The sequence below is a fragment of the Microbulbifer maximicatervae (SeqCode) genome (genome assembly GCF_052467505.1).
The window spans coordinates 2,917,805-2,930,024 of the sequence record NZ_CP174313.1 but is presented as its reverse complement, the minus strand read 5'-3'; the positions used below and the strand labels follow the sequence as shown (position 1 = coordinate 2,930,024).

Annotated in this window: 12 protein-coding genes; all 12 read right to left on the bottom strand. The window is 43.5% G+C overall.

Annotated features, from left to right (window positions below; translation table 11 throughout):
• Positions 1-963 precede the first annotated feature (963 nt).
• The 12 genes from ACJJIN_RS13075 to ACJJIN_RS13020 all read right to left on the bottom strand — a co-directional run bounded on the left by ACJJIN_RS13075 (position 964) and on the right by ACJJIN_RS13020 (position 12,002).
• Positions 964-1,590: a class I SAM-dependent methyltransferase gene (locus tag ACJJIN_RS13075; protein WP_444895006.1), complete on the bottom strand. Its 627-nt coding sequence runs from the start codon at positions 1,588-1,590 to the stop codon at positions 964-966.
• A gap of 561 nt (positions 1,591-2,151) precedes the next feature.
• A complete protein-coding gene (locus ACJJIN_RS13070) occupies positions 2,152-2,550 on the bottom strand; it encodes a hypothetical protein (RefSeq protein ID WP_444895005.1) in 399 nt (132 codons plus the stop codon).
• Between the two features lie 181 nt (positions 2,551-2,731).
• The gene (locus ACJJIN_RS13065; RefSeq protein WP_444895004.1) at positions 2,732-3,457 is read right to left on the bottom strand and encodes an SMI1/KNR4 family protein; all 726 of its coding nucleotides are present in this window, start codon (positions 3,455-3,457) and stop codon (positions 2,732-2,734) included.
• 550 nt (positions 3,458-4,007) lie between these two features.
• The gene (locus ACJJIN_RS13060; RefSeq protein WP_444895003.1) at positions 4,008-4,583 is read right to left on the bottom strand and encodes a hypothetical protein; all 576 of its coding nucleotides are present in this window, start codon (positions 4,581-4,583) and stop codon (positions 4,008-4,010) included.
• A gap of 101 nt (positions 4,584-4,684) precedes the next feature.
• Positions 4,685-5,020: a hypothetical protein gene (locus tag ACJJIN_RS13055; protein WP_444895002.1), complete on the bottom strand. Its 336-nt coding sequence runs from the start codon at positions 5,018-5,020 to the stop codon at positions 4,685-4,687.
• 621 nt (positions 5,021-5,641) lie between these two features.
• Positions 5,642-6,124 (bottom strand): YcxB family protein, encoded by a 483-nt coding sequence (locus ACJJIN_RS13050; protein WP_444895001.1) that lies wholly within the window; start codon positions 6,122-6,124, stop codon positions 5,642-5,644.
• Positions 6,125-7,011: 887 nt separating this feature from the next.
• Positions 7,012-7,569, bottom strand: coding sequence for a hypothetical protein (locus tag ACJJIN_RS13045; protein WP_444895000.1), 558 nt, complete (start codon positions 7,567-7,569; stop codon positions 7,012-7,014).
• 1,429 nt (positions 7,570-8,998) lie between these two features.
• A complete protein-coding gene (locus ACJJIN_RS13040) occupies positions 8,999-9,421 on the bottom strand; it encodes a GNAT family N-acetyltransferase (RefSeq protein WP_444894999.1) in 423 nt (140 codons plus the stop codon).
• A 69-nt stretch (positions 9,422-9,490) separates the two neighbouring features.
• Positions 9,491-9,964, bottom strand: coding sequence for an SF0329 family protein (locus ACJJIN_RS13035; protein WP_444894998.1), 474 nt, complete (start codon positions 9,962-9,964; stop codon positions 9,491-9,493).
• 155 nt (positions 9,965-10,119) lie between these two features.
• Entirely contained in the window at positions 10,120-10,533 is a 414-nt protein-coding gene (locus ACJJIN_RS13030) for a hypothetical protein (protein WP_444894997.1), read from the bottom strand.
• 777 nt (positions 10,534-11,310) lie between these two features.
• Positions 11,311-11,472 (bottom strand): hypothetical protein, encoded by a 162-nt coding sequence (locus ACJJIN_RS13025; protein WP_444894996.1) that lies wholly within the window; start codon positions 11,470-11,472, stop codon positions 11,311-11,313.
• Entirely contained in the window at positions 11,469-12,002 is a 534-nt protein-coding gene (locus tag ACJJIN_RS13020) for a hypothetical protein (protein ID WP_444894995.1), read from the bottom strand. Before ACJJIN_RS13020 ends, ACJJIN_RS13025 begins: the two co-directional genes overlap by 4 nt.
• Between the last annotated feature and the right edge of the window lie 218 nt (positions 12,003-12,220).

Here is a 12,220-nt window from a genome sequence, read left to right as displayed (position 1 = left end):
ACCTACCGTTTTTAGCAGAGGGAAACTGCGGAACCGCAGGTCTAGTAATTTTTCAGCTTACCTAAATTTGTTAAGGACTGAACCTCGGCACTAACTCTCCAAGTATGCCCCAACAACCGATTCTAATTCTTGAACTAACTCTGAGTCCATGTACTTGTATTCATCTGGGATATCTAAGACATGAACTGGCTTATGATCCAGGATTCTAGAGAATTCTGCTATTAGCCTATTTTTATGCTTTTGTTCCATGACGAATATCACGTCAGCCCAGCGAACATCCGCTGAGCTGACTGTTTTTTTAGCTCGCGGGCTGGTACCCGCAGATTTAGCGTTGAAATCAGGGTGTTTTCTCCAAATGGCTTCAGCTGTAGGACTACGCCACTGATTCCGGCTACATATGAATAAGAGATTTCGCATATCTTAATCTTTCTCAGGAAGCTCAGTATTTAGGATTTGAAGCATAGTTCGCTTGGGGTACTCGATCCCTAATTGCTTAGCTCTACGAAGCTTTTCAGAGCATGTATACATCAACTTCCAGTTTTTCTCCGAAATCCTCGGCTTTTCAATTCTAGCACTATTCTTATGGGGCTTAGCTTTGGTCTTGGATCTTCTCGCAGCCCTGCCTCTTAAATCATCCATTATTCTTTCCTCTATCAATTATCGGGTTCAGCAGCCGCGATAAAACGGAGAGGACTCCTAATCTTGCGTGTGTTTAACACTTGGCGCGACGAGGAAGCACACAATGCTGAGTCCAGCAACACCTAGCATGGGCATGGACTAATGGAGTTATAGCCCACTGTAGGAAGATTACCGTTCAATGGATTCCATTAAATGCTAACTACTAGCGAATGGCAACTGCAGCACTGTGAGATCTTATGGAGAGGAAGCCGCTAGTAAAACGGAGATTCATTACGGATAGGGAACCGCCAATTGCGGAGCCGCACGATGGGTGGCATGGGGGGGCTAGAAACTACCGGCTACCCGATTTAGGTTTTTTTTCGCTACGATGGAGAATATATGCCAATGATGCGGTGTACCATCTGTAGTTTCTCCTGAAAGGTCATGTTCAGTCCACTTTAATAGCTCAAAGTTACTGAGGTATTTTCTTATCTTCGATTCATTCATAACTAGAGTATCACTCCAAAATGCTTCCTTATCATACTCAGGCCCAGCCATTGTGTCTTTCGGCCCTAGGAATGAACCACAAAAGATTCCACCCTCTGTCAAAGAGTCAGTTATTTTCAACCAAACTGACTCAAAATCTTTTTCAGGACAAAAGAAAAGACTGGCATCAGCAACTACCAGCGAGGACTCAGGATAGTTAAAAGTATTAAAACTATCCTTTGATAGAATAACCTGCTCATCATCTTTGAATCGTTTACGACATCTAGATATAGATTCATTTTCGATATCAAAGGCATGAACTGTGAAATCTTTACCGCGCAAATAAGCGATATCTGATCCTGCTCCACAGCCACAATCAATAGCAACCTTTCTTCCTTTTACTTCGCTAAGAGCAAAAATTAAATCTTCTCGAGTATCACTGTGTTCTGTTGAGTCATAATATTTGGAGATTTCTCTCGTTGACATTCCCTATCTCCGATAAGCAGAAAATCTAACGCCGCCAACAGCGGCCGAGCGTAGCGAGGTCCAGCTCCCGAAGGGGGGATGCTACTTGGCCTTGGTATTCCCAGTATGGGCGTGGACCAATCCCCTGTAGGAATATCACTGCTGAATGGGATCCATTAAATGCTAACTACTAGCGAATGGCAACTACAATACCGCGAGGTCTTGTGGAGATGAAGCTGCTAGCAAAACTACGAGTTGATGAATAGAAACATCCTGTATGGCTTAGCCTGGAGGCGAAGTGAGGCATGTGATCTAACCGGTAGAGTTGATGATGCAGCTGTGTAGTGAAGGCTTCGACTCGTATCTGGGGAGGTTTGTTTAGCTCGCTGCTGTGAAGCTGTCAGCGTGGCCGCTGAATCGGAAGTAGCGCAATGCCATGAAACCCAACCCAAATGAAGAGATGCTTGACACTATAGCAGGGTAGAGATTCATTATGGATAGGGAACTATTCATTACGGACTCGGCTGATCGGTGGTGTGGGGGCCGGTAGCTAGAAACTACTGGCTATCTGGTTTGGTATATTTATTCTTCATCTGAAATGTCGTAACACGATATAGCAAAATCTATATCAAGTTTCGCTATTGCGGACAACTCTTCCCTGTTAAAACAAAAGTTGCATTGATCTTTATAGAAGTAACCTGCATAAATTCTTGTCTCTTCAGCACCACATCCATATAGCTTTTTAAGGTTTACTTCGAGGGTCCGAATTATCCACATTAACCTGTTGTCATATGGTATTTCAGCGGGAACTTCGAGCTGAGCAGTACCATAGGGAACAGGCTTACCTCGATAGGGACCCCTTGGGGAAATCTCTCCAAGCTCTAATTTATCTTGAAGTCTAAGTCCTGTGACATTCTCTGCCTCTTTTGGAGAAAATTTTTCTCCTCGAAGTAGAACACTCAATCTAAGTTCAGCAATCATTAATTCAAGTTCCTATAAAAAAAGTTCCGCACATGGATAGACAGATAACTATAGTCCGCTGCCATGACACTATCGTAGGGTAGAGCTTCACTACGGATAGGGAACTACCCATTGCGGACCAGCAAGATGGGTGGTGTGAGGAACGGTAGCTAGAAAATACCGGCTACCCGATTTAGGGCTTTCACAACTCAACCTCTGTTAGTTTGGCTATAAAGTCATTAAAGGAACTTGCCACTGGAATAAATTCATTTCTCGACAGTTCGAACTCGCAATCTTTAGGCAAACCTTCTAAATTATTTATGATTTGAAATGGTTCAAATTGAGCCAATTCATTTGTTTTCTTTACTTGGGCTCGATCAAAGCCATATCTTTCTAAAGTATTTAATAGTTTCTGGTCGTAGTAGCAGTAGCCAAACTTCTCTAGCATAAATTTACGTCCAACTATCGAATACATGTAATTGTCATAATAGTAATAGACCTGACCAAAATCTCTTTGGTCAGTGGATATTGCAAAGAGACTACCGCATGATTCGTCCTCGTATGCAAAAGACATCATATTGTCAGGAAGAACATCAAAATTTTCTTTAGAGTTTTCATTAGAGGCAAACAGTTCTGGCCAGTATAAATTTGAAGGTTTATTACCATCAAAGCGGTCATACCAAACGCCAAAAATACCCGCCACATTTGCCTTTTGTATGAATGGCAAATCAGTTTTAAGCTGGATTCCAATTTCCAAGTCTTCATCATTAGACGAAAATAAACAGCCGTTTGTTTCTTGTAGAAAATCGCCATATTCACTTGGAAATTTTTTGTATCCAAATCTATCTTTAAGGCGATTACTAATGTCCAAAATATCATCTGGAGTTAACGAAGGAAATTGAGGTATAACGTCTATATTCTTGAACATATTTAGATTTCTTTGAAGTGCCCTAGAACTTTTAGTATGTAGCTTCAGCTGTGCCCCGTACCTAAACTTGGTACGCCCAACATGGGCATGGACTAATGATGTGAAAGTTCCCTGTAGATGGATTACCGTTTAATGGGTTCCATTAAATGCTAACTACTAGCGAATGGCAACTGGAACACAGGGAGATCTTGTGGAGAGGAAGCGACTAGTAAAGCTACGAGCTGACGAACAGAGACTTCCTATGAAATGGCCTGGAGGCGAGGTGGCCAAGAACACCGAAGTCGGGTGATCAAGCGGGTAGGGTTAATGATGCAGTTGTGTAGTGCAAGTTCACGCTCTTATCTGCGAGATCAGATTAGTTCGCTTCTGTGAAGTTGTCAGCGTGGCCGCTGACTCGGAAGTAGCGCACCGCAGTGATACTCTACTCAAATAAAGAGCTGCTCGACACTATCACTGGGTAGAGATTCACTGTGGATCGGGAACCGCCCATTGTGGGCTCGCACGATGGGTGGTGTGGGGGCCGGTAGCTAGAAACTACCGGTTACCCGATTTAAACGTCACCCCTGAATCTCCGACTATTGGCCATTTGGCCTGCAATATTACGTACTCGCTTATTGGCGCCATTTTCCGCCAACCACCTGACATGCTCTAATTTAATATCAGGAAGATCCAGTACATACTCATGCACTGCAGTATCTGTTGACGATTTTACTTCATCAAACGCTAGCTCAATACCAATTGAACGAATTTTTCGACGCAATGCAAACCGTTGATATATCTTCTGTATCGGTTTTTCTAAAATCTCATTATGGTTCGCAATGTTTACAAACTGTTCATCGGTTAGCAGGCCTGATTGAATCAGTTCAATTACTCTATTAATATGTAGATCGATATCGTCAGGACCACGATCTTCAAGAGCAAATATATTTTCTACCTCATTATCTGATAGTGTGCTTTTTCCACGAATATAGTTGAGAAATCCACCCCACCTATAATGCTCTGCATTTTGGTCCTCACTATTATTTATCTCGTGGTACTGCAAGGCTAGAAATTCCTCAGAGATGACACCTCTATCGATCCATTCCTGCGTATACCCTAGCCTTTCCATTGCCTCTTTTGTACTCATATCTTTTTCGCTTAACGCCTCAATAGCGGTAGCAATGTGGCGAAGCCACGTTTTTAGCTGTCTGGCCACGTAGGCGCGAAGTTGATCGGTTTGTTAAGTATTTACACATTGCTTGCTATCCATTCCTTAAAAGACGGACAAATCTCTTTGAAATGGCCTTTAGGGCCCACCTCTGGATCATAGCCTGTCGGATCGAATTCAATGACTTTATTATTTTGGCAAGTAGAATCCATACAGTAGTGGATTGCACACCCGACATGAACAAATGAAACTAGTTCTGTTGGCCAAATCCAGTTGGGGTGATCAGGGTCTCCAGAACAAAAACTCTGATATAAGCTCAAAATCGAATCATCTAAGTCGTTTTTGTGGCCAGTAATAATTCCGAGCATGCCATATTCTGGGCCAAAACCTCCATTCCCTTTTTTTGTAGAGTTCAATTAAAGATACAGGGAGTTCTATCCCTGTTTTTACTTTGAAATCTTTAGCTTCCTTTTCGATACTCATAACTTGATCTGGTGCTTAACGCCCAAAGCAGACGCACAGGCTCTTTAGCGTTCTGCCTTTTCTTAGCCATGCCCAGCATGGGTGTGGATTAGTGGGGTGAAAGTCCCTTGTAGGAAGATCACCATTTAGTGGGTTCCATTAAATGCTAACTACTAGGAATTGGCAACTGTAACACTACAAGGTTTTGTGGGGAGGAGGCCGATAGCAAAACATCGACCAGACGAATAGAAACATCCTATTAGGCTCAGCTTGGGATTGAGGTGGCCAAGGACACCTAGCCGAGTGATCTATTGATAGAGTCAATGATGTAGTTGTGTAGTGAAAGTTCACGCTCCTATCAGGGGAGATCTGTTTAACCTACTGTAGTTAACCCTCAGTGTGCTTGGTTGATATCGTTACGTGATCGCTGGATAGGTATTCACTACGGATACGGAACCACCCATTGTGGACCCGCACGATAGGTGGAGTGGGGGCCGGTAGTTAGAAACTACCAGCTACCGGATTTATGTATTGTATTAGCAGTATTGTAGAGGCGACTTCAATTTTTATTGAAATCAATGTTTACCCTTAATCTTGGTAACTATCTCATTAATTAACTCAGCTGGTAATAACGATTTAGACAAGTACTGCTGCCCCCCAGATTTAGCCACCAAAATAAGACCTAAATCGGTTTCAATAATACGCTCGATATCTGCCCACAACAGAGCTGTTATCGTATAAGGATTCTGGGTCTGGATTCCATCCTTATCTATGGTTAATTTCACTTCACTACCGGCACTTTTCCCAAGCATCTGCCGTGCTAACCACCAAGCTCGTCGATATCGAATGTGAATCAGTTCCAGCACACCTAATGCAATTAACGTGCAACTTGCGATCTTAGGTTGCTCAGTAAATAACAGTAATCCCGCACCAGAAGATAATAGTAATGTAGGAAGAAGATAATTGGGCTTGACATTATTTCCATAGGGTAGAGATTGATCATAGCATTCGGCAAGGTAATCTCTGGATAAGGTAAATTGAGTACTAAAAGGCTTCATAAAAACAACCTATTGTGTCTGGTAAATTTGTCGTGGCACTACAGTGAGTGTCAGGATGATCCTTTAAGCTAATGTCAAATACGCCACATTTCTCAATAAGGCCTGGACTTAGCCTCACATAACGCCTTTAGCAACGGCAAATTACGGAGTCGAAGGCGTAGTAATTTGTCCGCTTGCCTAAATTAGGCACGCCCAGCGTGGGCGTGGACTAATGGGGTGAAAGTCCCGTGCAGGAAGATCACAGTTTAATGGGCGCCATTAAATGCTAACTACTAGCGAATGGCAACTGCAACGTCGTAAGGTATCGTGGGAAGGAAACCACTGGTAAGACTACGAGCTGACGGACCGAAATATCCTAGAAGGCTTAGCTTGGAGGCGAGTTGGCCAAGGACACTGAAGCCGGGTGATCTATCGGGTAGAGTCAACGATGCAGTTATGTAGTGAAGGTTCACGTTCTTATCTGGGGAGATCTGTTTAGCTTGCTGCTGTGAAGCTGTCAGCGTGACTGCAGACTCATTAGTAGGCTCAATCCGCTAGCCACCATTGCGGGGGTGGGAGAAAGTGGTGAAACACAGCAGCGCTTCGGTCAGTAATGATCAAGGTGATTAAACAGAAGTTAGTCGACGGCATAGTAGCCTAATGCCAATATTAATACCTTGTGTAGGGTGAAAGCGTCAACCTAAATCCATGAGTTAAAAGACAGGGTTAGCCTATCGATATATTTCCAGTTGGAGATAAGGTTGAGGTGCGCACTGCCATGACACTCAACTCAAATGAAGATCTGCTCAGCACTATCGTTGGGTAGGGATTCGTTACGGATAGGGAACCGCCCATTGCGGACCCACATGATGGGTGGGCCGGTAGCTAGAAACTACCGGCTACCCTATTTATAATGAGCAGACATCTTTTATTTTTGTGCTAAAAGCAGCGGTTACAATCTTCATTGTTGGCGCCTGCATTAAGTAATTGTTAAATATATTTCTAGCCTTATAAAAGGTTTCAAACTTTGCCTTTTCCTCAACGTCAGAGGAAAAGCCGCCCATCATATAAAAATCATTAAAATGTTCAAGCGCTTTTCTTTCACTGGTGTAGTGATAGTCGTCCTTAAGAATTTCATCCCAAGCTGGTGCTGTGGTGCCATCGGCAAGAACTATACTGTTGTTTATTACGTACTTCCCGATAATACTATCTGTATTCAACTGATCAGGCGCTATTTGTTCAAACTTCTTTGCTATGTAAACTTGTAAGTTATTACTTTTAATGTGCAGTGATACGAATTCCTTTACTTTATTGTAGTTTTCTGAATCTACCTTGGACATCTCTGATGCTGCGTACATGAAAGCCTTATTTTGAGCTTTTAGGTATTTAGAATACTCATCGCCTGCACATGAAGAATAAGTATTTACAGACATTAAAGCAAAGGCGAGTCCAATCACTTTTTTCATTTTGTCCTCCTTACTGAGTTATTGTGTCTGGGTCAACGGTGAAACTCATAGTGCTGAGCCCAGCAGCCAAAGGCTACGTGTTGCTGCTACGTTGTACGCCCAGCATTGGCGTGGCCTAATGGGGTGAAAGCCCCCTGCAGGAAGATCACCATTTAATGGGTTCCATTAAATGCTAACTGCTATCGAATGGCAACTGCAACACAGGGATGTCTTGTGGGGAGGAAGCCGCTGGCAAAACTACGAGCTGAAGAACAGAAACGTCCTGTAAGGCTTAGCCTGGAGGCGAGGTGGCCAAGGGCACCGACGTCGGGTGATTTAACGGGTAGAGTCAATGGTGCAGTTGTGTAGTAAAAGTTCACGCTCCTATTTGGAGAGATCTGTTTAACCTACTGTAGTTAACCTTCAGTGTACTTAGTTGATATCGTTATGTGATCGCTGGGTAGATATTCGTTACGGATTGGGATCTGCCCATTGCAGACTCGCATGGTGAGTGGTGTGGGGCCAGAAGCTACTGGCTACCCGATTCATGTGGCCGCTATGGGTTTACACACTGTATACTCCACAATCTACCTGAATTCACTTTAGGTTGCCTGCCACTAGAAACCATAACCATCTCTACAACTTCGCTGGGTATATATGTATATCCAGATTTACAGAGCTCTTGGGATCGCCTATGCAGATAATAGACATACAACTCTTCTTTAGTATTTTCGTATCCCCACACTTCAATATCGTAGCGACCACTCCCTAAGTCTTTCTCTTTGTAGCCCGGAGTATCATCCCCGTAGTTATCCTTCGTGATGTGGGTATATGGGATGTTATTCGTACAAGATATATACAGAATAGAACTCAATAGTACCCATAATTTCTTCAACATATATACTTCCACATAACGATTTTATCAGTGGTTGCTGGAGCGTAGCGTGATTGTTCAGCCCCAAAGGGACGATGCTGCCTAAACTTAGTATTCCCAGCACCGGCGTGAACTAATGGGGCGAAAGTCCCCTGTAGGAGGATCACCATTTAATGCTAACTACCAGCGAATGGCAACTGAAATACCGTGAGGTCTTTTAGAGAGGAAACCCGCTGGTAAGACCACGAGCTGATAAACAGAAACACCCTATAAGGCTGAGCTCGGAGGCGAGGTGGCCAAGGGCACCGAAGCTGTGTGATCTAGTGGGTAGAGTCAATGGTGCAGCTGTGTGGTGAAAGTTCACGTTCTTATCTGGGGAGATCTGTTTAGCTTGCTGCTGTGAAGTTGTCGGCGTGGCCGCTGACTCAGAGGTAGCGCACTGCCATGACACTCAACTCAAGTGAAGCGTTGCTCGACACTATCGTTGGGCAGAGATTACGGATAGGAACGGCCCATTGCGGACCCGCACGATGGCGGGTGTGGGGGCCGGTGGTTAGAAACTACTGGCTACCCGATTTATATGACTGTAAGCGTCATTTGGTAAAATTTATCATCTTCGTTTTCTATGACAAACCCTAGGCGACCATAAAGTCTATATGCTGGACTACGTTTAAATACTCGTAGATCAATGAACCCTAGTTTTTTTTGCCTTGCAAGCTCGGTTACTTTAGAGATAACTAAAGCGCCTAACCCTTTGTTTTGTTGATTAGATACAACTTGAATATCTCGCAGTTGACAGCGATTGCTTTCAAATGAGAGTCTAACAACCCCAAAAACTCCATCATCATTCACTACATCATAGTTCTCAAGATCTTCAATTGCATTGCGTACATCTGATAAAGTCCAGTCAACGCCATACATGTCATAGTACTCCTGCATGTTGGCAAGAGTAAGTTTTGCAGATTTATCCAAGTCTTGGGTTTTAATGAATTTTGTCATTGGTCTAGTCAAAACATCTCAATAATTGAGCGAGGCTAAATGTGGTATTGTGAGTAAAACGAACCACGCTTAGCAGAGTCCGGTTGACTGTTTAGTTAGTGCTGAGGCCATACGGAATTCTATAATTTTTAAAGCCGCTTTATTACCAATTTTTTTCTTCAATTTGGGCAGGCGTCTAGTTCCAATGCGTTTATCTGCAGCTCGAAGTATATTGATAAGCCCCCAGCAGTCATTTTCAAAAATCTTATTCATAATTTCGTCTTTAGGGGTATCTATGTATTCACGAATTAGATTTGATATGTCTGGAATGTCAGTTCCATACGGATACCACTTCGACGGTTTTCTCTCTGGATGTGACTTACCCACAAAATCTTTTGGATAATCCCAGATGATATCTTTTCCGAGAGTTATCCAGTAGCGCGGACAATTCGTACTTCCCATTTGTGAGTTCATTCGATAGGAACGACATTGTAGCTGCAATTTCAGCCCTTCTGCACGAAGAAGATATAACTCTTTTTGTAACTTACTCCACGGTTTAGACATTCTTCACTCTTGGTAGCACTAATGCCCGCCGCACGGGCGAGGAACTTGTTGCGAGTCCAGCGCACAAAGTGCGCTATTATGCCTGCGCATGGTACGCCCAACATGGGCGTGGAATAGTGGGGTGAAAGTCCCCTGTAGGAAGATCACCATTTAGCTTATTTGCCACAATTTAGAACAAAAAGTCGATGTACTTTCACTCGGCATGATCCATTTTCCGATTCTAATGAAAGATGACAAAAGTGCGATTTATATGTCTGACAGTCTTTTTTCTCCAAATAACAACTAGAAACCAATTCTGTTTCTGCTTGGAGAATTTCGTCTTTATCTGCAATCCAAATATTTGTATCTCTAAGTACTGGCGATAAATTTTTACTAAATATGGGAGACCCTGATTCTATACTATCCGGAAAAAATCCGTGTTTTTCTTTATAAGTTAGAACCTGAGCCTTCAATTGAACCAGAGCTTCCATTTTCTGCTCTGATTCGACATTAGAGCACCGTATATCCTCAGTAGCACTCGTTTCAACTCCCAGCGCTAGAAGAATGGGTAATAACAATACTTTGTTCATAGAGAAGCTAACGCCAAGTTTTACAGTCCAGCGGAGGCGTAGCCACAGCGAGTAACAACGCCTTGGTACGCCCAGCATGGGCGTGGACTAGTGGGGTGAAAGTCCCCTGTAGAAAAATCACCGTTTAATGGGCGCCATTAAATGCTAACTACTAGCGAATGGCAACTGCAATACCGTGAGGTTTTGTGGGGAGGAAGCTGCTAGCAAGACTACGAGCTGGCGAACAGAAACACCCTATAAGGCTTAGCCCGGAGGTGAGGTGGACAAGGACGCCGATGCCGGGTGATCTAATAGGGAGAGTCGATGATGTAGTTGTGTAGTGAAGGCTCACTTCTTATTTGGGGAGATCTGTTTAGCTTGCTGCTGTGAAACTGTCAACGTTGCCGCTGACTCATAAGTAGGCCCAACCCGCGAGCCGCCATCGCGGGGATAGGAAAAAGTGTTTGGACACAGCAGCGCCTCGGTCAGTAATGGCCAAGGTGATTAGACAGAAGTCAGCCGAAGGCATAGTAGCCTAATGCCAAGTTTAATACCTTGGACATGGTGGAGGCCTGAAGCCAAAATCCACGCGTTAAAAGACAGGGCTAACCTACCAATATGTTGCCAGTCGAATAAAATTGAGGTAGCGCAGTGCCATGACACTCAGCTCAAATGAAGAGCTGTTCGAGACTATCGTTGGGTAGAAATTCATTACAGATAGGAAACCGCCTATTACTGACCCGTACGATGGGAGGTATGGGAGCCAGTGGCTGGGAACTACCGGCTACCCGATTTAGCTTATTCTTCCTCGTCGTCCCGTTCTACCAGATTATCTGGAGAACCGAATGTATCTTTTTTACTCAACTCATCTTCGATGTCTTTAGGGCGAGGCTTAAAGAGATCTTCGGAGGATTTCTTTAATTCTTCTTCTATTTTCTTTAATTCATCACTACTTTTCATAGATCTTTTACCAAATAATGAGGTACGCCTTGCTTTCCAGGACATAACGAAAATCCACCGTGTGATGAATAATATTTCACCAACTTATCATTGAGTGGATCCATTACCCTAATTTGAGTCGCGCCGATTAGACGCGCATACGCTTCATAGGCCAATAATGAAACAGGAAACATATCGTTTGCGAACAAAACATGCTTGTTGAAACGCTCAATAAAATCCAAACGTATAGCTGTGCCTCTGTAGGTCGGCCGACCGAGAGTTAATGAGCACAAAGTACTTCCGTACCACACAGAAAGGTCAAACGCCTTTGGATAGAAAATTTTGTACCGGCTAGAAAAATTCCAATTCCAGCTCACAGAGCGTTCTTGATTCAAATCTATTGATTTGAACGCAGCAAGAGCTTTGTGATCTATTGCCTCTAACGTGATTTTTCCGAGGAGGTGCCTTGGTAAGTTTCTGGATGCTATGTCTCTAGCTTGAGAGCCCAACTTCTCATATTTATTGATTGTTTCTAGATGCGAAATTTGCATTCCAACTCCTTTTGTCAATTTAACTTCCGTACAAGTTAACGCCCCACACAGGGACAGACAAATAAGCGCAGCATTTTGGTTGTTCAAGTGACCAACGGGAGCGATTGCTGCTGCTTGCTACGCCCAGCATGGGCGTGGACTAATGGGGTGAAAGTCCTCTCTAGTAGGATTAGCATTTAATGCTAACTACTAGCGAATGGCAACTGCAGCGCCGGGAG